Below are 20,714 nucleotides of genomic sequence, written 5' to 3' on the forward strand. Positions count from 1 at the left end.
AGCTGCTCTCCCCACCAACCTTAATTTTAGAAAGTGGAAGGCCAATAGCTCGCCTTCCACCCTCTGATCTTCAACCGGTTATTTGCTCCAATTGTCGATTCTCCATTGGATCTGTTCGTTAATTCGATCTTCATAAGCTTTGATGTTGATTTTTCCGATTTCGGCCGTATACTCGCTCCATGCCGATTCAAAATCAGCCGGTTTAGCCAGGATGGCCTTCGGCAAGTATTTGGTAGACAGGTCATTCAGCTTCGTATTGACCACCTTCGCGTCGGATCCTTCAACCAAATCGATGGTCCATGCCGGGTAAGCCACCTCATTCTCCGGCGGCTCGCTGAAGAAGTCCACATAGCTGTCAAAGCCGTAAGCTTCCAGGAACTTCTTGTCGTATTCCTTCAGGCCGGCTTTATACTCCTCAGGCTGAGCCGCCGCATCCGTGGCGTTGCCGTCACTGAAGCTTCCTTCGATTTTCGGCGCGAAGCCGAAAAAGGCATCCGCTTTGTTTGCCAATTTCCAGGTCCCGTCCGTAAACGCATCACGCTGCTCCTGCGTTTTCATAAAGCGGCCTTCCTCATTCACGATGTAATCCTCGCCTTCGATTCCCCAGCTCAATACTTTCTGCCAATCCTCCATAATCAAGGCGTCGAGCAGCTTCAAGATTTTGACCGGATCCTTGGCATTCACGCTGATGCCAAAGCCATTGTTCAGGTTCAGCGGCCCCCGGTCGCGGTAGTGATCCTTGATGCTCTCGTCGTAGACCAGCGGAAGGCCTACATACGTTCTTTCATCCTTGCCCTGCGTAATCAGGGAATTCTCGGCGTTTTGGAAGTTCCAGTGCTGATCAAACATCCCCAGCACCGTACCGCTGGATAATTTGGCAAGATACTGATCATAGTTCTGCACGAAGGTCTCTTTATCAATCAGGCCCTGCGCATTCATCTCGTTCAGCTTCTGGTAGTACTGCTTGGCATAATCCTTGTTGGCAAACACCTCGGCAGTGCCATCCTTAACCACGACGCCGCCATCGTTCGGATGTCCGATCAAATGCTGCGGCGCGTTGAACAGCCCCCAATTTCTCCAGTCATAATTCAGGATCTCGAACCCGATCGTTGGGCTGCCGTCAATGGTCGGATATTTCTCTTTATACTTGGCGATCAGATCGAAATACGCGTCCAGCGTCTTTACCTTCGGATAACCGAACTCCTCCAGCACCGCCTTCTGAATCCAGAATGCCGGTCCCGAATACCAGGTGCTGTTCAGCTTGCCGTTGAACACGCCATAGTTCGGGAGAATATAGATATGTCCGTCATTCGGGTCTTTCATCATGTTCCAATAGTCTTCATAATGCTTTTTCAAGTTGGGAGCATGCTCTTCAATCAGATCTTCCAGCGGAATATAAGCGCCTGCCGCTGTAAGCTTCGTATTTCCTGTCATCATGTCCGGATAATCGGAGCCGGCAATCATGACACCCAGTTTCTGATTGATATCGCCGGCCAGAAACTCAAAGTTAAAACTGGCGCCGAGCTCATCCTTGATTTTCTTATAGATTTTGTTATCCGGTGTCGGCTGCTGTCCAGCCTCCCCAATAAAAACGCTCACCTCAAATGGTTCGACCTTGTTCCCGTCCGTCCCGGGTGTTGTTTGGTCCGCGGAGTCCTTTGGTTCCGGCTTGGCCCCGTTACTCCCGTTTCCGCCCCCGCAGCCCGTAAGGACGATGCTAAGCGACAACAGCAATACCGTGCTGAGCCGAAGCCATGATTTTGTCTTTCCCCCCATAAAAGCACCTCCGTCATAATGTGGTTACATCGTTGGTTGAAACGCCTCTGCATGTAACCTATCTATATTTTAAAAGCGCTTTCAAAGGCAGACTATACTGGAATTAAAGCATTAACCTTAAAAACTTTAGAACATCCTGTTCTTGAATTCATTCGGTGCCATGCCCCATCTTTTTTCGAAATGTTTAAGGAATTGGTTGTAATGGCTGTAGCCGACCCTTTCGGCGATCTCGCTATTCTTCAGCTTGTTCTGCTTCAACAGCGCGACCGCTTCTTCGATCCGCAAATTATGCACGAGTTCATTGAAGCCGAGCCCATTCTTACGCATCAGCAGTTGGCCGAGATATACGGGATGAAGATAAAAAAGCTCCGCCAATCGCTTAATGGTCAGATTCTCGCGGTAGTGTTGCCGAATATATTCGTTAATCTCCTGGATTACGCCTTGCGATTGCCGGGCCTGCTCCTTGAGAAGAAACTCGATGCTTGCTTCCCCGCAGCGTATCATCTCCCTGAACCAATCCTCCAAATGGGTCATCCCGTCTGTTAACCCGGTTACCTTATTTTTAGATGTCAGGATTTGATCTTCAGCGCCTTCAGCCTCTTTCACCAGGCTCATGATTTTGTATAGAGCATGGATCATCATTTTCTTCACGATAACCGGTGCAATTCGCTGCTCCCGAAGCCTGGATGCCGCCAATATGGCAGCCTCACGGAAATCATTCTTGCTGAGGAGCTCCACGGACCTGATGACATCATCCAACATGCTTGTGGGGTAATGATAACGAAACGGCCGATCCCGTGCCTCCAGATAAGATATAACCCGGCCATCACCCGTATCATAAAATGCATGCTCGACAGCCTCCTTGGCGGTCCCGTAGGAATGATGGATCAACCTAAGAGAAGGCCGCCCCTCTCCTTCACCCATAAGCACCCGTTGGCCTTCATAACGGTGGAGCAGCTCGCGGATCGTGCCTGAAGGTACGCACCCGTTGTCAGGGGAATAGCCGTACACCAAACCAAGCCGGTTCGGTTCCAGATCGATGACATACTCCGAATTCGACTGGGCGGACAAGCGGGCGACGGTCTCCCTGACGTCAGGAAACAAGACGGACTCGGCTTGGATCAGACATACGTTCCACTCTTGATGGACAGAGGATAAAACCTGAAGCTTCGAGAGGGCGCTATCCCGAAGCGGCATCTCCAGAAGCGATTGCTTAATTAGCGAAACGTCCTCTTCTCTCTTAGCAATCGCGCTCAGGCTTATTCTGCGATGCTCTTGCATCAGCTCTGCATGAATCTTACCCAGTTCCTCCTCGGCTTCTTCCGCAATAATGGGCTTCAGCATGTAATGATGAATGCCATGACGAAGAGCCTTCCTTGCATATTCAAATTCGCTGTAGCCGCTCATGATGGCAAACTTTACGCCGCTGTCATGGTGATGCTGCTGCCAGGTTTCAATCATATGAAGCCCGTCCATAAGCGGCATATTCACATCCGTAATGACTAAATCCGGCGCAAGCCCATGAATCATCTCCAATCCTTCCACTCCGTTGCCGGCGGTTCCGCAGACGCTAAACCCCAGGCGTTCCCAATCGATCCACAGCGCCAGCCCTTCCAGCGCACCCGGTTCGTCATCGATCAACAGCACTTTGAATGGCATGGTTCTCCTCCCCTCCGCCTTCCTGCTCACGAAATTCCAGCAGCCGGATCGGAATCTCGAATGAAACGGTGGTCCCTTGATTCGGGGTGCTGGCTATGTTGAACATGACATGATCGTCGTAGTACAGCTCCAGCCGCCGATATACGTTTCGAATGCCGAAGCTGTTGCCCGAGAACTGCTCGTTGCGGACCGTGAGAATAATGTCCCGAAGCTTGCTTTGCTCGATGCCCTTACCGTTATCCGTAATGACGATGCGAAGATAATCACGGGCAACCGAAGCGCTTATGGTCACCAACCCCGCTCCATCCATCGCCTGCAGACCATATTTGCAAGCATTCTCAATGAGCGGTTGAATGCTCATTTTCGGAATTTTATAATGAAGCGCTTCCATATCGATGTTGAATTGATATTCGAATTTATCCCGAAAGCGGAATTTTTCGATTTTGAGATACATTTCGATAAACCTGATTTCCTCCTCCACGGAGACCAGATCCTCTCTCCAGCTCAGCAGTCTGCGAAGCAGTTTGGACAAGCTTTTGATAATATCCGTCACTTCCATGTAACGGTTCTTCGTGCAGACCACCAATATCGCATTCAGGGTATTGAACAGGAAATGGGGATTCATCTGGCTCTGCAAAAAGTTCAATTCAGCCCGGACCCGCTCCATCTCCAGGCTTTTCTTCTGAATCTCCAGCTTGTACACATTGTTGATCAGGGAGTTCATCTTCGCTGTCATCTGATTAAAATTCCGGATGAGTCCGCCGATTTCGTCCCGGCCTTCGTCCAGTTCAATCAGGTCGAATTTCTCGTTGCTCACCTTCTGCATATGACGGGACAAACGCTTCACCCGGTAATTGTAGGAGCGGAGCATAACGGTAATAAAGACCGCCGCAACCAGTGTAACAACCGCTGCCAATACAACCGTAAACAGCTGCATGTCCAGCATGGCGCTCGTGATCCGGCTGCCCCGGGTGATGCCGATCAGCTTCCACCCCTTCACGTACCTGGCCGTTCCGATCGAGAACACATGCCGATCCTCTTCATCGTATTGCTCCAGATCAAACTTCGTATATGCGCTGTACTTCCCTCTTTCATAACCGCTGCTGGCCGACATAATAATCTCATTGTTCTCGTTCACCAAGTACATATCGAGGTAATCGCGTTCCCGCACAATGACGTCATAAATCTTGCTCAGATCGATGTCGATGCGAAGCAGCTTCTCATAGGTGGCATAGCTATCAAAATAATCCATCTTCTCAATGACGCTTAAATACGGAACCGTCGAAGCCGCGTTGTTTGCCTCCATCGCCCTGTATGCCGCCACCAGCACCGGATGGGCCGAACTCCTCCACAACGCGTACCAGTCGCTCTCGAGCACATCATCGTTGATCACATGATAATTGCCTCCGGACACAATGGTGGAATTTTCGGTGAAGATGCTAATTCGCTGAATTTGGTTGTTAACCGGTATGTAGCTGGTTACCCGATTCCGGAGCTGCTCATCAAAGGTCTCGTAGAAGTCCAGCTGGGACTCATATTCACGGTCGAGCATTTCATAAAGGGTCTTATCCGTGCTAAGTGCATGACTTACAGCCACCCCGCCGTCGATGAAATTATGAATATCCTTCCTAGCCCGCTCCATCGAAATATCGAGGTTCTGCTCTTCTCTCTCCCGGATCAGCTCCGACATCCGATCCATAAAGACGAGGTTGACCACCAGAATAGGCAGCAATACCCCCATCACAAAAATAAGAAAAAATTTAGTTTTCAACGGAATATCGTTCACGAAATTCCCCAGCCTGAACTTCCTCTTCATGAAGGCACCCTCCCGGATTAACGCAGCTTGCTTTCAACATGATTCTTGTAACTTGTGGGCAGCATCCCGGTTGTCAGCTTAAACTTATGGATAAAATAGTCTGCGTTCGGGAACCCGACATAGATCGCAACCTCGGAAACCTTCATGCCGCTCCGCTTCAGCAGCAGCTTGGCCTCCTCGATCCGCTTGTCATTCAGATATTCCTTGAACGGCTTGCCTGCATGCTTCTTGAACAGCTGTCCCAAATAGGTGGCGTTCATATGAAAATGCCGTGCCAAATCCTGTAGCTGAAGCTTGCTCCGGTACTCCCGGTCGACATACTGAATCACTTGAAAAATGGTGTTGTGCTCGTTAAGCCTGCTTAACTCGGCCAGCTGCGAAGCAGCCTCAAATGCGAGCAGCCGCATATAATTCTTTAACGCTGCGTTAGGACAAGCATCGCCCAGATGACCAAGATTCCCTTGCAGCCGGTTCATGAAAAGATCCGGATCCCCATTCATCTCCGCGATTCTTCGGCACAGCTTCAATTCCAGATCGGCCACATCGGCTTGAAGAGCCCGAAGGTGGGGCAGGTGATCAGTCATGGCTGCAAAAATCCGCGCCAAGCATGACTCGATGGACGCATGCTCTCCCGCCATGATCATGGAAAACAATTCGTCTATCCATCCGAAGGGGAGTCCCCCGAGGTGCTCGACCCTCCTCCATTCTTGATAACAAAACACACCGCTTCTATCTTGGCTCCGTTTAACATCGCGCACCTCCGCGCTTTGCCTGTAAAGCTCTCCGATCGCCTGAATTCCTGCCCCCGTTCCGCTTATCGCTACGATTACCGGTTCTTCAAGCTCCCGGGTCAGAGCAGACTGCAATTGCAGCGCAGTCTCCATAACTTCATCCGGGGTCGAATGCTCGACATGCAGCACCGCTCCGATGCTCCCGCTATTGTCCTGGAAGCATCCCAGCAAGCTCGGAGGCCCGTAATCGGCCATCCATTCGATCCAATCGACTCCCGTTTCAGTAATCCCCGTTTCAATCAATAGGCACTGCAGCAGCGGCTCGCCCTGGATCTGCATCGCTTTTCTGGCTTGCTCGGCCAAATCATGGCTTAACTCGTCCCGAATTAACCGGTTCAACAAATAATGGACGGCAAGGCCCGCCTTCTTCCGGTAGCTGCATTCAGCGTCTCGTTCGTCCTGGATCTCATGGCTGAGCTTGGCAAGCATAGCCTCGATCTCCTCGTCATCAATCGGTTTCAGCAAATACTCCGCGACCCGTTGGCGCATGGCTTGATGCGCGTACCGAAAATCATCATATCCGCTCAAAATAACGAATTTCGGAGGAAGAGTCAGTATCCGTTTGCTGTGCTCAATCAATTCAAGGCCGTTCAGGACTGGCATGTGGATATCCGTCATCACCAGCTCGGGCTTCAACTGTTCCATTAGCTTTAGCGCTTCCGGAGCGCTCAGAGCTTCTCCGCATATTTGAAATCCAAACCGGTTCCAATCGATCATGGTTCGAAGTCCCTCCAGGACCCATGGTTCATCGTCCACCAGAAGTACATTGAACAATACCTTCATCCCCCTTCATGAACTGTTAGTTGTAAGCGCACTCATTTTACCTCATACTACCATACTAGTATATCTGTGAGAATATACTACAGCTCCTCTGCTTTATATTGGTACAGTTCCCCTTCCGCCTCAGCCATGACCCTCTTCAGGAGCAAAAGCCGTTCTTCAGCTGGCAAATCATCAACATAAGGCGTATTTGTAACTTGCTTGTACTCCCCGTCTTTATCCCGGTCAGGACACAAATAACCCGTAAGAGGGCTCCTTATTCAAGGACCCCCGCTTACGGGCTGATTAAGCTCTCACCTATCCCTTAATCCCGGATAAAGTAACGCCTTCAATAATATATTTCTGACCGATGATATATACGATGAGGACCGGGATGAGCGCAATGGATGCTCCGGCCATCATGAGCGTCCAATCCGTTGAATACATGCCCCGGTACAAATTCAGCATCATCGGCACGGTAAACTTATCCGTGCTGCTGAGAAAAATCAGCGGGTTAAAGAAGTTGTTCCACATCCCGAGGAAGGTAAAAATCCCGAGTGCCGATAAAGCCGGTTTGATTAGAGGCAGCATAATCCGGGTGTATATCGTCCAGCGGTTCGCGCCGTCCACGATGGCCGCCTCCTCCATTTCTTTCGGAATGCCTCTGAAGAATTGCCGGAGCAGAAACACCCCGAAGGCGTTGAGAAGTGCCGAAGGGACGATAATCGCCAGATGTGTATCCAGCCATCCGATATTTTTCATAATCAGATAGAGCGGAATGATGGTCACTTGTCCCGGCACCATCATGGTAGCTAGAAACAGAATGAACAGCGGCTCCCGGAACGGGAACGTGATTTTGGCAAACGCATAGGCCGCCATGGAACAGGTAATCAGCTGTGAAACCACAACGATCATATTGATGTAGAAGCTGTTAAAATACGCACGCCCGAACGGCAGCGCCGTCAGCGAATCCTTGTAATTGGACCAGATGAACGGGTCAGGAATCCATTTGGGCGGCACGACGAATACTTGTGACAAATCCTTGAGCGAGCTGAGCACCATCCAGACAAACGGCAAAGCCATCATACACGCGCCTATGATCAGCACGATATGCAGCACTACGGTGGACATCCTCAATCCCCGATGTATCATTCATTTTCCCTCCTTCCTAAAGGTTCGACCGTCAGTCTTCATAATGCACCCACCGCTTGGACATCCTCATCTGGAACAAGGTGAGCGACAGGATCATCACGAACAGGATGACCGCCGACGCCGTGCTCTTGCCAAAGGTGAAGTCCGCAAAGGCCGTCTCATAGATGTGATAGACAAGCGTATAGCTGGCCTTCGCCGGTCCGCCGGAAGTCATGACAAACGACTGATCAAACACCTGGAAGGAACCGATAATGGACATGATCGTTACGAAAAAGGTCGTCGGGGACAGCAGCGGAATCGTAATATGGATCAGCTGCTGCCATTTACCGGCACCGTCAATCTCGGCCGCCTCGTAATAACTTCTCGATATGCCCTGAAGCCCGGCAAGGAACAGCACCATATTGCCTCCCAGCCCCATCCAGACGCTCAGCAGGGCAATCGAAGGCATCACGTACCTGGAATCCGTCAGCCAGGAGGGGCCCGTTATCCCGAACCACTGCTGCAAGTACATGTTAATAAGGCCAAAGTCGGCGTTGAACAGCCACATAAACACGACGGCGACGGCAACGGACATCGTAATGTTCGGCATGAAGTAGATCAGCCGGTACAGGATTTTCCCGCGAACCCGGTTTAAGCCTACCGCCACCAGCATAGCCAGAACGATGCCTGTCGGTACCGAAAGAATCGTGTAATACACCGTGTTCACCAGTGCGATGTGGAACTCCTCATCCTGAAGCTGGGACACGAAATTTTGGAGACCGATAAACTTCTTGGCTCCCATGCCGTCCCAGTTCATCATGCTGATGACAAAAGCCGAGATGAGCGGGATCAATGAAAAAGCGATCAAGCCGATCATCTGGGGAAAGATAAAAAAGTAGCCCCATAAACCATCGGACGTCTTGCTCTTTAGGGTCGTTCTCCTCTCCGGAAACCGCTCCGGAGAAGGAGCGGCGCCGGAGCTTCCTGCAGGCTGCGTGTTCATTTCATCTCACCGTTCCTCCCCAGAGCTGGATCAATTCTTGCCGCTCTTGTAATCTTGAATTTTCTTGTTAGCCATATCCTGAATGTCCTTCATCGAGCTTTCAAGATCCTGATCTTTCAGCCATAGTGCCTCGAACTTGGACGTAATATCCTGGCTAAGCCCGGGAATGCCGGCCTCGAACGGAGTCAGGGAATACCCGATCTCACGCGCGTCCAGGAATAACTGGGCATGCTCCGGCAGATTCCCTTCCAGCACCACCTCATCCGTTCCCTGTACCGACGGGACAGCATTGCCGCCGCCCTGCAGGCGAAAGCGTTGACCCTCTTTACTTACGTACTCGGAGAAGAAGGTGTATGCCGCTTCCTTATTCTTCGATGCCTTGTTCATCACCATGTATGCGGTCGGGATACCGGCCGGCTCGATCTTATTGCCGGAATTGGTTGGCCATGTGACCACGTCATATTCAAGTCCTTGATTCTTCTTGAACAGCGGCAAGTACCAGCGGCCTGCAGCAACGAATCCAACTTGGTTGGACATAAACATGGCATCCCCGCCCTGCCCTTTAGGAAGTGTGCCGGAGAACGTAATGTTTTTGGACTTCACGTTGTCGTACAGGAAGCGGAACGCCTCCATCGCCTTCGGATCCGAAGCCGCCACGAAGTTCCCTTCGTCGTCATACACCCGGCCGCCGTTGGAAGTAACCCAGCTGTGGTAGCTGTTCCAGGAGTTATCCAGCACGTAGCCGTACTTTTTGCTGTCCCGGATCTTGTCCGACATCTCCTTGAATTTGTCCCAGGTCCACTGTCCGCTCGCCTGAAGATCGGCCGGCATCTCGGTGATCCCTGCTTCCTTCAGCACCTTCTTGTTGTACCACAGCACCATCGGGTTACAGTCCACCGGTACCCCGAAGGTCTGATCATCTCGCACGGCCGCTCCCCACAAGCCTTCGAAATAATCCTCTTTCTTGATCACGCTTTCCGGGGCTTCCATATACGGCGTCAAATTCTCAATGCTCTGATTCTCGATCAGTTTCACGACCAGGGCGTCCCCTGCATAGAAGATATCCGGGGCCGTCCCACCTGTTAATTGGGTTAATATTTTCTGATCATACTCGCCCGGAATCGGAATAAATTCGACCTCAATGTCCGAGTGATTCTTATTAAAGTCCTTCGTGAGCTCCTGAAAGCGGCTAAGCTCCCCGGGATTTCCCCAGGTCGCCCATTTAATCTTGACCTTCTCGCCGCTTCCGGGCTTCACGCCTTCTGATGTTCCGCCGCCTCCACACGCTTGGAGTATGGATGATAGTAGAAGAATGATTGCAAGCAATGACCCTCTCACCTGTTTCCTTGTCATTTCATTTCCTCCATTCAAACCAGATTTGGACTCGCTGGCACAGCTCTTGTAAACGCTTTAATTATAAAATTTCGGCAAAAAGCTTTTGAACGGATTATGTTCCGAAAAAGTGGATTCTTTTCCGATTCTATGAAATTCCCCTTATCTTCGATGCTGTCCCTGGTACTCCGCAGGCGTCATGCCTACCATCTTCTTGAACAGCTTGCTGAAGTATTTCACGTCATTAAATCCGGAGCGGTCCGCCACTTCATACACTCGCAGCGATGTCGTGGAGAGCAGCTCCTTGGCCCGTTTCAGCCGCAGATCAATCACATAGTCAATGAAGTTGTGCCCCGTGACGCGCTTAAACAATTCGCTAAAATAGTTGCGGCTTACGGCCACCTCGTCCGCCACCTCCTGCAGGGAGATCGGCTCAGTGAAGTGCGCCTTAATATATTGGACGGCCTGCAGCACGATTCGCTCATGCAGCGTGGATTCCGGTACGGGGTGACGCATGGCTTCATCCCGCAAAGTATGGAAGCCTTGGAGCACTAGCTCTTTCACTTCCTCCACCGAGCGAAGCTTGCCCACTTCTCCGATTTGCGGAAACGGCGGGCAGCCGGGAAGATGAAACATAGCGAGCAAGCTCAGAAGCTCCTCTGCTTCCCGGAGGACCGCCCGTTTCTTCATCCTTCCGGGCTGCCAGCGCAGCATAATGGACTGCAGGCGCTCTTCGCTGATATCCATGTTCCCGACGGTCAGCGCGGCTCTTAGGGCATGCAGCTCAGCGGCCGGCCTCTCCTGAGCCGAATCGGCCTCGGTCAGAGGGAGCTCCTCTGCCCGAAGAATCTGTTGATCTTTATGAAAGAAGAGGCCTTCCAGGCACTCGCTAGCTTCTCGAAACGCTTCTTGCAGCTTATCCATGCCGTTATATCTCCTGCTGAGCCCCATCGCGCATCGGATCGGCAGACGGATGGCCGCTTCGTGCTCTGAAGCTGGCAGCCTTCCTGCATGCCGTAGGGGCACGTAGACAGCGATCCGATCCGTCTCCAGCCGAGCTGCCAGCGCCTCCGGCGCCTGGTCATATAACTGTCCCATCAACCCCTCGATCTCGTCATGCCAATCCTTGTGCTGAACCCCGGCCGCGCCAGCCCCTGGATCAGAATTAAGCTGGAGCACGGCCAGCAGATAAGGACCGTTATGATTCCATGCTTCCAGCTTTGCGAGCGCACCGGGCTCCCCGGACAGTGCCTGAAAGAGGACTTTTTCCGCGGCCTTCTTCTGATTCAAACGCTGCTGCTGCTCATGCTCGGTCAAAATCCGCTGCATCTGCTTCTCCTCTTCCAGCTTCAAACGCATGTGATCAAGCACAGCACCCAAAGAGTCCGCATCCAGCGTCGGCTTGAGAATATAATCCGATGCGCCAAGCCTGATGCCTTCGCGCACGAACTCAAAATCGCTATGACAGCTGAGCAGCAGCACTTTCACCCAAGGACAAAGCTCCCTTGTCCGGCGGGTCAGCTCCAAACCATCCATGACCGGCATCGCGATATCCGTGATCAGAATGTCCAGATCCCCGTTCAGAATCCATTTCATGGCCCGTTGTCCGTTGGAGGCCTCGCCCACAAGCCGGTAACCATATTTCTCCCAATCGAAGGTCGATCGAAGTCCTGTACGTGCGATCGCTTCGTCATCCACGAGCAGCACTCTGTACATAATCGTCCCCCCTTTGCCTCGCAAATGTTATCGTGACCCGAGTTCCTCCGCCTTCCGGGCTTTCTACCCATACCCCGTAGCGACTGCCGTAATACAACTGGACCGTTTGGTGAACATGACGCAGCCCGATGTGGGTCATGCCTTGCTTGGAGTGATCCTGCTCATACGACAGCAGTCCCGCTATTCGTTCGGGCTTGATGCCGATTCCATTGTCCTCGATCCGAACCATGACATCCTGCTGGTGCGATGTTATTCGAATCGTGATAACGCCAGGATCATCAAGCGGGGCGATCCCGTGAAAGATCGCATTCTCCACAATCGGCTGCAGCAGCATCCGGGGAACATAGAGATCCTCCATTGGCTCGGGGCAGTCGATCCTCAGCTCAATTTGATGGTCGTACCGGTAATTCTGGATGATCATATATTTCCGAAGCAGCTCCAGTTCATCTCCAAGGCGTATGAATACCCCATTGCGCTCCAGGCTCCCCTCCAGCAGCTGAACAAGGGCCGTAACCGATCGATCTACGTCATTCGTCCGGTTCAGCTTGGCCATCCAGCGAATCGAGTTCAGCGTATTGTAGAGAAAATGAGGGTTGATCTGATACCGCAGCGCGCGGATTTCCGCCTTTTTTTTCTCGGATTCCTCCGCGGCGATTCGCCGGATCAGCAGATCGATCTGCTCAATCATTTTGTTGAAGCTTCTGCCCAGCTGACCGATTTCACTGGGACCCACATTCTTGCTGCGGACCGATAAATCGCCTGCTTCGCTTCTGCGCATCAAGCGGCTTAAATGAACGAGCGGATTGCCGATCCTCCGCGTCATGAAATAACCGATCCCGATCGCTGCCAGAATCGATCCGAATACAATCCAGACCGTGAAACTCCGGATGCTGGCGGAATCGGCCGTCAATTCCTTAAGCGGCACCATGCCGACCACATGCCAGCCGTTGTTCAGGCGCGAAGGGATCATCAGCGTTTTGTTATTGTTCAGGTTGTATTCCGTCAAACCCGAGGGCAGCTTGATCCGGGACGGCTTCCCGTACATGGAAGGATCGGGATGGTAAAAGTAACGATTCTCGTCATTGGTCACGTACATATACCCCGTGTCGCCGAATTGGACATGGTTTAATTCATCGATCAGGACATCCCCCATAATCTCGATGAACATCACCCCGACGATCTCCCCCGTATCCCAGCTCCGGATTGCCCGGCCCAGCCCAAACACGGGAAATCCCATTCCCGTTTGCTTCAGGTAGGAGGTATCCGACAAGCCGAACCATACCGCCTGCCCGTTCGCCTCCAGTATCGCTCGATACCAAGGAGAATCCCACTGGTCCGGGATGGACATCAAAGAATCGGCGCTCAGGACCGAATTGTTCCGCTGCACGTCAAACACGTACACGTCCAATATCTCCGGCGAATTAATCATGATGGAGGTCAACAGATCCTTTCCCTCCTTCACCTTCAACGTCAGGTCGTATTTACTGATATCCTGATCCTCGAGGATGCCGTGAACCACTTTGCTGTTCAGCACCATCATCGAGGAGTCATCCAGTTTCTTGAAGAACATATTCAGCTTGTCACTGACTTGGGTGATGGTGAGGGAAGCCACTTTACTGACCTGCTCCTCCACGATTGAGGCTGATTTGTGATACGACAGGAAACCCATAATGAGAACCGGAAGTGTTGTACCGATGAAAAAAAACAAAAACAGTTGAATGACAATGGAATAAAGACGATGATATCCCCGCATACATGCTCCCTCCGTTTCATAAAATGAAAACTGCGAACCTTTTGTGACAGCGCTTACATAAATGTTCGACCTTCTTTCTTCTCCCTTTTGGACTCTACCTTTTTGCCTTTCCCTTTACCTCCTTCTCTAACATCCCGCTCCGGAGCACGCGTGTGACATCCCCTTGCATCCCTTGCTCCCGGGTGTAACCATCGTATTATGTTTTCATGTCGATGTCCCTAAGTCCATCTGCTTATGTTTGGGCTGTACAATAAAAAAAAGAGATGGACCCGGAAAACTCAGGGTCCATCTCTTTGTATGTGAATATAATGCCGCCTTCTAGGCTTAGTAAGCCAGTGTAAACAAACCGTTGATGTGGGACAGGTAACGCATGTTACTTGCTTCTTTCATCAAGGTTGCAGGCAGACCCTTCAATTGGGTCTTGTTAGCACCAATGGTACCGATGGCATCTTTACGTCCCAAGCTGCCGAGTGTACCGGAGAATACCGGTGTGAACGAAGCTGGTACGCCGCCATTCAATTGAGCGAAGATGTTGTAGCCGATCAGCTCGCCCATTTGCCATGCCAGCTGAGCTGTTGGCGGGTATGGACGACCTTCCGGTCCCATAACAACCGCGCTATCACCAGCAACATATACGTCAGGGTGGGATGCGGATTGCAGGAATTCGTTAACAACCGCACGTCCACGGTTAACTTCGATGCCGCAGTTAGCCACAACGGAGTTGCCTTGTACGCCGCCAGTCCATATCAATGTGCTGGTTTCGATTGTGCTGCCGTCTTTCAGTTCAACGGTTGTGCCATCCATTTTGGTAATCGGCAATCCGGTCAGGAAGTTCACGCCGCGTTTTTGCAGGCTTGTTGTTGCGCGGTCAACCAGTTCTGCAGGGAAGCCCGGCAGAATGGAAGGAGCTGCTTCAACACAATAAAGCGTGATTTCTTGTGGATCGATACCGTATTTGCGAGCTAGCTCGCTTTTCATATCGGCATATTCACCAACAAGCTCAACGCCTGTCAAGCCGCCGCCGCCAACAACGATGGTAGCGTCCGCTTTGTTTTTCGTTTTGCTATATTCCGCAATGCGGGACTCCACATGAGCACGCAAGCGGTTAGCATCGTTCACGGACTTCAGGATGAAGCTGTTCTCTTGCAGTCCCGGAATGCCGAAGAAGGCCGTTTCGCTGCCCAGTGCGATAACCAGGGCATCATATGTGAAGCTTCCGCCGTCATCGAGGGAAACCGAACGCTCATCCGGCTTGATTTCCTTAACGTTGCCGATGCGCAGGTCAACGTTCGCGCCGCGCAGAAGCTTATCGAGCGGCAAAGCTACTGCTTTCTCTGCAATGTTGCCTGCTGCCAGACGGTGCAATTCAGTAATGATCTGATGGGTTGGGAAACGGTTGATCAGCGTGATTTTTGCTGCAGCACCAAAATGCTCGCGTGCAGAAAGCGCACTAAGCAAGCCGCCATAGCCTCCGCCCAAAATTAAAATATGTTTAGACATGACCATCCTCCGTTCTTCGTATGATTTATGGATTAACGCTTGTTTTGTTGGTCGCGCTCGTTAAGAACGTCCAAAAAAGCCTGAGCATAGCGAAGACCCTTTTGAACCTGAGGATCTTTCAGCATTTTCATCAGACCAAATACGCCGATCTGAGCTTGGTCGCCTTGAGCGTGTACACGGTCTCCGGCTTCGATGGCTGCAGATGCAACGCTTTTTGCTGCTGTCGTGACCGGCTTCGCGAATCCGCTAAGGGAAGCCATAGTGTCTTCCGCAAGCACGGGATCCGTAGCTACGGATTTACCGAAGTCATAAGCTTTAGTCATGACGGTCAGCATTTCCGCAAGTTTTGGAAGATTGTCCACGAGAGTTGTGAGGGATTCCTGAACCTCGGGCTTGAGCAGTTGTTCGAGCAGCACATCAGGACGGCTGGACGCCGCAGCTTCTTGGTTTCCTACAACATTTTCCGGATTTTCGGACGGCTGTGGAGAAGATGTTTCTGTCATAAAGAATTGCCTCCTTTTCTTTAAGTGAATTCCCAAGATGGACTTGGCGACGATCGAACCGGTTAGCTTTAATTTTGGGATAACCGGTATCTATTATGCATCACTTACAAAAGTGCGAACTTATGGGTGACTCACTATCGCCAAAAATAAAGCAGGGGGAAGCGTCCCCCTCCTTTATTCTGAAACAATCTTAGGGATTGTGATAAATATCTCTAAGTACTAGTCTATAACTTGTGAAGCATAATTACAAACATAAAATGCAATTTTCGACTACAAAGTTAGAACGCGATACTCGCTTTCTTCATATGTCACTCTTGTAACAGGGCGGCCGGAAAAGTCAAGCGCTTCCCGAAGCGGAATCCAAGCGGTACCGCCGATTAAATGAACATCCGAAGGCACCGGTTTGCCCCCTGTTTGCATGGGGAATAGCAAGCCGCCCACCGGGTCTGCTTCCCAGCGATTCCCTGCCAGCGTCACCTGCACGGTCTTATTGTGTGACTTCCAGGACACGCTTCCGCCGAGCCGCTCCACCAGGGCGCGCAGCGGTACCATTAACCGGCCGTCCACCGTTTTGTATTCCCCTGCCGCGAACGCAGTCTCCATTCCTCCGAATTCCACGGCCAATGTTCGCCCAGTCTCAAAAAGCGCGGCGTTAACTGCGACATGCTCCTCAATCCACTGCTTTGAAGGCTGCGAAACCTTACGCGCGCTCTGCTGGGCACGAAATTGAACGGGCTTGATTTCCGGAGATAGTACGTCAAAGGCATAGCCTTGCTTTTTATAATAAGAAATGATGTCCGGCAGAGCCTTTACGCTTTCGGCATGCCCTCTACCGTCATGAAGAAGCACAATTGCCTCATTGCCGTTCACTTTCGTGGTTGCCCCTTTAACGATGTCTTTAACCGGGACGCCTCGATACCTGGAGTCGCCGCTGTCAACGTTCCAATCGAATACATGATATCCCCCCTGCTTCATGAATTGAAAATAGGCTTCGTCAAAATGGCCGGCCGTTCCCCCGGGAGCTCTGACCAGCTGCGGCCGTTCCCCCGTAATTAAACGAATGACTTCCTCCGTTTTCTTAATCTGTCCCCAGAAATCCTGAAAATGCCCGTAGAGCTCGTCATAACGATGATCATATGTATGATTCCCGATCACATGGCCTTCCTCATAGATGCGGTTAATAATCTCGGGACGGGTCTCCGCTTCCTTACCCAGTACAAAAAACGTGCCTTTAATTCCTTCCCGCTTCAAAATATTCAGCACATCGAGCGTCAAATCCGATGGCCCGTCATCAAAAGTCAGGTATACCGTTTTGTCACTTTGTTTCTTATATTGAACAGGTGCGGCGTTCACGGCCGATGTATTCTTGTATGCAGCTGTGACGATTGGCTTGCTTGCCTCTTCCGGCTTCACTTGTATCTCCTGCCCAGTTACTGTCATTGGCGCTGCTGCCAGAGGAGCCTGTTCGATATATATGTCAGTCGGCTGCTGGACCTTAAGCCCCATACCGATCATGCATAGCACTGCCAATACGCCGAAAAATACCGCAATTGATGTTACCCGCACCATATTTTTCATTATCAACTCTACCTCCATCGTTTCTATGAGTTCGGCTTCCTAATAGATTATATGGAGGGTGTTTCAAAAAAAGACTAGAATTTGAGTAAACTGAATCCATTATTCCTCTGGTCTTATTTCTCTAAAAAAACGGTCCCTTATCATGCCTTTCCAGGCATGCTGAGGGACCGTTCTTCATATAGCTATGACAGCACGGCTGCGAGAACCGCTTCGACATGACCTTTCACTTTTACTTTCCGCCACTCGCCTGCAAGCTTCCCCTGCTCATCAATCAAGAAGGTAGAGCGTACAATACCCATATACTCGCGGCCGAACATCTTCTTCATCTGCCATACGCCAAACATTTCGCTTACCTTGTGCTCTTCATCAGAAATGAGCAAATAGGGAAGGCTATGCTTATCAATGAATTTGGCATGGGATTTTAGCGGATCCGGGCTAATCCCGATCACCACGGCACCAGCTTGCTCCAACGCACCATAGTTGTCCCGGAAGCTGCAAGCCTCCTCGGTACAGGTTGGGGTCATATTTTTCGGATAGAAGAACAGCACGACTTTACGTCCGCGAAAATCGCTTAATGCTACCTTCTCCCCGTTCGAAGCCGGAAGTGAAAAATCCGGCACCTGGCTTCCAACTGTCAACTGCGTTTGATCTACGATAAGGCTCAACTCCTACTATACGGACTTTAGTCCCGAAAATTGATTGTCTTTTCGAAAAAAATTATAATAGAATGAATGTCGAATGTTCAAATGTTCTATCGAATTTATTCATCAGCGTAATCCGAAAGGAAGAACACAATGACCAAAAAAACAAAGAAGACGATTATATGGAGTGTCAGCCTCATCCTCGCCGCTATTATTGGTTACGGCATTTATTATGCGGCGTCGTTCTACAACGGCTTGCAAAGTCTTCAGAAATCAGGTGATTCCTCCCCTTTTCGCGAAATTGAAAAGGTAGACGCCAAGGTTCCTGCGCCACCCGAGTGGGAAGGAACGGAGACGGTTAACATTCTGCTGATGGGCGTTGATGCACGCGGTTTTGAGGAAGGCGAAATTCCTCGTTCCGACAGTATGCTTGTTGCCTCGATTGATCCGGTGAAGAAAAAAATGCACTTATTCTCTATTTTGCGCGATACTTACGTAGAAATACCCGGATATGACCGAAACCGAATCAATACGGCCATCACGCACGGCCCGAATACGGCCATGAAGGCTGTAGGCGATCTGCTGGGCATTCCGGTTCAATACTACGTCTATACGGATTTCCAGGGTTTCATGAAGCTGGTTGATTCCGTCGGCGGGGTTGATTTCTATGTTGAGAAGGACATGAATTATTCCAGTAAAGCAGACAAAAACGAATACGACATTGAATTGAAGCAAGGCATGCAGCATCTAGATGGCAACACGGCGCTGCAATATGTCCGGTTCCGCTATGATGCGATGGGCGACTTTACCCGCACCGAGCGGCAGCGCGAGCTTCTGAAGGCCGTGGCCAAGAAAATGCAGACCACCACGTCTATCATGAAGCTTCCGGACATTCTGAAGTCCGTCAGCCCATATATTGATACCAATCTCGATGTCGAGGATATGTGGAAGCTTGCGAACGTTGCCTACAAGAGTAAAATGAGTGGCAGCGAACAGGTTCCTCCAATGAAGCTCCTGAAGGAAGAACACATCGGCGGCGCTGCCGTTCTAACGGTCGGCAACCCCGATACGCTGAAACAGTATATCCAGGACATCTTAAATCCGCCAACACCTGACCCTGAGACAGTAGGCAGCGAAGGTACGGAAAGCCATTCTGAGAACCATGGTTCTGAGAACAACGATTCTGAGAATGGTAATTCCGAAAGCTCCACTGCCCCATCTGCAACAACGGATCGTAACTAATACACTTACAGCAAGCAGGACAGGACGCTACGTCATTTTAGCTTCCTGTCCTGCTTCATGAAGAAAGGAAGTTTTACTATCATGGCAACATCAAGAAACCGTTCCGAAACTCTGTATCAAGAAGCGCTGCAGCATATCGTAGGCGGCGTAAACAGTCCCTCCCGTTCCTTCAAAGCCGTAGGCGGTGGTGCCCCCGTCTTTATGAAACGCGCAAGCGGAGCCCACTTCTGGGACGAGGACGGCAACCGTTATATCGATTACTTAGCGGCTTATGGTCCGATCATAACCGGACATGCCCATCCGCATATTACGGCTGCAATCACAACAGCAGCTCAAAACGGTACTCTTTACGGGACGCCAACAGAGCTTGAGATCACCTTAGCCAAAATGCTGAAAGCCGCCATTCCGTCCATGGATAAGGTGCGTTTCGTCAATTCCGGTACCGAGGCGGTCATGACGACGATCCGGGTCGCCCGCGCCTACACCAAGCGCAACAAGATCATCAAGTTCGCCGGCTGTTACCACGGCCATTCCGATCTTGTCCTTGTGGCAGCAGGCTCCGGCCCTTCCACGCTCGGCATTCCAGACAGCGCCGGTATCCCGGCCAGCATTGCGACGGAAGTCATTACCGTTCCGTTCAACGACCTGGATGGCTTACGGGCTGCCCTCGATGCATGGGGCGATGATGTGGCTGCCGTTATGGTAGAGCCGATCGTAGGCAACTTCGGAATGGTGATGCCAAAGCCGGGATTCCTTGAAGGCCTATGCCAGATGACGCACGACAATGGCTCACTGGTCATCTATGACGAAGTTATCAGTGCTTTCCGCTTCCACTACGGATCTACCCAAACCTATGCGGGTCTTGCCAATCACGAGGCGATTCAGCCGGATCTTACGGCTCTTGGCAAAATCATCGGCGGCGGGCTGCCTATCGGCGCCTATGGCGGCCGTAAACATGTGATGGAACAGGTCGCACCGCTCGGTCCTGCTTATCAGGCAGGAACTATGGCAGGTAATCCTGCCTCCATCGCCGCCGGAATCGCTTGCTTGGAGGTTCTGCAGGGTGAAGGCGTATATGAAGAAATGGAGCGCTTGACCATCAAGCTGACGGAAGGCTTGCAGGCATCCGCCGACCGCCATGGCATTCCGCTCACAATCAACCGCATCCGTGGCTCCTTCTCCACTCATTTCTGCAATCATCCAGTCACGAACTATGACGAAGCGCAGGATACGGATGGCGAAGCCTTTGCCGCATTCTTCCGCCATATGCTGGACCGTGGCGTGAATCTGGCTCCTTCCAAGTACGAGGCCTGGTTCATGACCACCGCCCATACGGATGCCGACATTGAGGCTACGCTGGAGGCTGCGGAGGAATCTTTTAAGGCCATGAAGAATTAATATAAATAAATGCAAAACGTGCGAAAGGAGATCTTCTCATGAAAAAGCTGTTGAACAAGTTATAACCTGTTCCACATCCATGCCATGCTTCTACGGTCCGGATTCGTGGACCTCCT

General features: G+C 51.2%; 15 protein-coding genes. 2 read left to right on the forward strand and 13 right to left on the reverse strand.

Annotated elements, in window-relative coordinates; all coding sequences use genetic code 11:
- Positions 1-78: 78 nt before the first annotated feature.
- From ABEW73_RS24450 to bcp, 13 genes are all read right to left on the reverse strand, one after another.
- Positions 79-1,776, reverse strand: coding sequence for an ABC transporter substrate-binding protein (locus tag ABEW73_RS24450; RefSeq protein WP_430173236.1), 1,698 nt, complete (start codon positions 1,774-1,776; stop codon positions 79-81).
- Between the two features lie 126 nt (positions 1,777-1,902).
- The gene (locus tag ABEW73_RS24455; RefSeq protein ID WP_430173235.1) at positions 1,903-3,435 is read right to left on the reverse strand and encodes a response regulator transcription factor; all 1,533 of its coding nucleotides are present in this window, start codon (positions 3,433-3,435) and stop codon (positions 1,903-1,905) included.
- Positions 3,407-5,251, reverse strand: a complete 1,845-nt coding sequence (locus ABEW73_RS24460; protein WP_430173233.1) for a cache domain-containing sensor histidine kinase — start codon at positions 5,249-5,251, stop codon at positions 3,407-3,409. Before ABEW73_RS24460 ends, ABEW73_RS24455 begins: the two co-directional genes overlap by 29 nt.
- 17 nt (positions 5,252-5,268) lie before the next feature.
- Entirely contained in the window at positions 5,269-6,816 is a 1,548-nt protein-coding gene (locus ABEW73_RS24465; RefSeq protein ID WP_430206403.1) for a response regulator transcription factor, read from the reverse strand.
- A 303-nt stretch (positions 6,817-7,119) separates the two neighbouring features.
- Entirely contained in the window at positions 7,120-7,953 is an 834-nt protein-coding gene (locus ABEW73_RS24470) for a carbohydrate ABC transporter permease (RefSeq protein ID WP_076325872.1), read from the reverse strand.
- Between the two features lie 31 nt (positions 7,954-7,984).
- On the reverse strand, positions 7,985-8,935 hold the full coding sequence (locus tag ABEW73_RS24475; protein ID WP_083659825.1) for a carbohydrate ABC transporter permease: 951 nt from the start codon (positions 8,933-8,935) through the stop codon (positions 7,985-7,987).
- Positions 8,936-8,965: 30 nt separating this feature from the next.
- Positions 8,966-10,288 carry an ABC transporter substrate-binding protein gene (locus ABEW73_RS24480; protein ID WP_430173229.1) on the reverse strand — a complete coding sequence of 441 codons (1,323 nt, stop codon included), beginning with the start codon at positions 10,286-10,288 and terminating at the stop codon, positions 8,966-8,968.
- 141 nt (positions 10,289-10,429) lie between these two features.
- Positions 10,430-11,983 (reverse strand): response regulator, encoded by a 1,554-nt coding sequence (locus tag ABEW73_RS24485; RefSeq protein ID WP_430173228.1) that lies wholly within the window; start codon positions 11,981-11,983, stop codon positions 10,430-10,432.
- On the reverse strand, positions 11,958-13,736 hold the full coding sequence (locus ABEW73_RS24490; protein ID WP_430173226.1) for a sensor histidine kinase: 1,779 nt from the start codon (positions 13,734-13,736) through the stop codon (positions 11,958-11,960). The genes ABEW73_RS24485 and ABEW73_RS24490 overlap by 26 nt, the downstream gene beginning before the upstream one ends.
- Positions 13,737-14,060: 324 nt before the next feature.
- Positions 14,061-15,236 (reverse strand): NAD(P)/FAD-dependent oxidoreductase, encoded by a 1,176-nt coding sequence (locus ABEW73_RS24495; RefSeq protein ID WP_430173224.1) that lies wholly within the window; start codon positions 15,234-15,236, stop codon positions 14,061-14,063.
- Positions 15,237-15,268: 32 nt separating this feature from the next.
- Complete coding sequence (locus tag ABEW73_RS24500; RefSeq protein ID WP_430173222.1) at positions 15,269-15,739, reverse strand: DUF1641 domain-containing protein; 471 nt, start codon at positions 15,737-15,739, stop codon at positions 15,269-15,271.
- A 270-nt stretch (positions 15,740-16,009) separates the two neighbouring features.
- Positions 16,010-17,317: a polysaccharide deacetylase family protein gene (locus ABEW73_RS24505; protein ID WP_430173220.1), complete on the reverse strand. Its 1,308-nt coding sequence runs from the start codon at positions 17,315-17,317 to the stop codon at positions 16,010-16,012.
- Between the two features lie 182 nt (positions 17,318-17,499).
- On the reverse strand, positions 17,500-17,982 hold the full coding sequence (gene bcp / locus ABEW73_RS24510) for a thioredoxin-dependent thiol peroxidase (RefSeq protein WP_430173218.1): 483 nt from the start codon (positions 17,980-17,982) through the stop codon (positions 17,500-17,502).
- 129 nt (positions 17,983-18,111) lie between these two features.
- Here bcp and ABEW73_RS24515 point away from each other — a divergent pair, with 129 nt between their 5' ends.
- Complete coding sequence (locus tag ABEW73_RS24515; protein ID WP_430173216.1) at positions 18,112-19,200, forward strand: LCP family protein; 1,089 nt, start codon at positions 18,112-18,114, stop codon at positions 19,198-19,200.
- An 81-nt stretch (positions 19,201-19,281) separates the two neighbouring features.
- Complete coding sequence (locus ABEW73_RS24520; RefSeq protein WP_430173214.1) at positions 19,282-20,598, forward strand: glutamate-1-semialdehyde 2,1-aminomutase; 1,317 nt, start codon at positions 19,282-19,284, stop codon at positions 20,596-20,598.
- Positions 20,599-20,714 lie beyond the last annotated feature (116 nt).

Source organism: Paenibacillus lautus, assembly GCF_050482385.1.
GTDB lineage: Bacteria > Bacillota > Bacilli > Paenibacillales > Paenibacillaceae > Paenibacillus_AQ > Paenibacillus_AQ lautus_B.

Excerpts from the sequence above, each read along its gene's own strand:
- ABEW73_RS24450 (WP_430173236.1), bottom strand. The coding sequence starts at position 1,776 with ATGGGGGGAAAGACAAAATCATGGCTTCGGCTCAGCACGGTATTGCTG.
- ABEW73_RS24455 (WP_430173235.1), bottom strand. The coding sequence starts at position 3,435 with ATGCCATTCAAAGTGCTGTTGATCGATGACGAACCGGGTGCGCTGGAA.
- ABEW73_RS24460 (WP_430173233.1), bottom strand. The coding sequence starts at position 5,251 with ATGAAGAGGAAGTTCAGGCTGGGGAATTTCGTGAACGATATTCCGTTG.
- ABEW73_RS24470 (WP_076325872.1), bottom strand. The coding sequence starts at position 7,953 with ATGATACATCGGGGATTGAGGATGTCCACCGTAGTGCTGCATATCGTG.
- ABEW73_RS24475 (WP_083659825.1), bottom strand. The coding sequence starts at position 8,935 with ATGAACACGCAGCCTGCAGGAAGCTCCGGCGCCGCTCCTTCTCCGGAG.
- ABEW73_RS24480 (WP_430173229.1), bottom strand. The coding sequence starts at position 10,288 with ATGACAAGGAAACAGGTGAGAGGGTCATTGCTTGCAATCATTCTTCTA.
- ABEW73_RS24485 (WP_430173228.1), bottom strand. The coding sequence starts at position 11,983 with ATGTACAGAGTGCTGCTCGTGGATGACGAAGCGATCGCACGTACAGGA.
- ABEW73_RS24490 (WP_430173226.1), bottom strand. The coding sequence starts at position 13,736 with ATGCGGGGATATCATCGTCTTTATTCCATTGTCATTCAACTGTTTTTG.
- ABEW73_RS24495 (WP_430173224.1), bottom strand. The coding sequence starts at position 15,236 with ATGTCTAAACATATTTTAATTTTGGGCGGAGGCTATGGCGGCTTGCTT.
- ABEW73_RS24500 (WP_430173222.1), bottom strand. The coding sequence starts at position 15,739 with ATGACAGAAACATCTTCTCCACAGCCGTCCGAAAATCCGGAAAATGTT.
- ABEW73_RS24505 (WP_430173220.1), bottom strand. The coding sequence starts at position 17,317 with ATGAAAAATATGGTGCGGGTAACATCAATTGCGGTATTTTTCGGCGTA.
- ABEW73_RS24515 (WP_430173216.1), top strand. The coding sequence starts at position 18,112 with ATGACCAAAAAAACAAAGAAGACGATTATATGGAGTGTCAGCCTCATC.
- ABEW73_RS24520 (WP_430173214.1), top strand. The coding sequence starts at position 19,282 with ATGGCAACATCAAGAAACCGTTCCGAAACTCTGTATCAAGAAGCGCTG.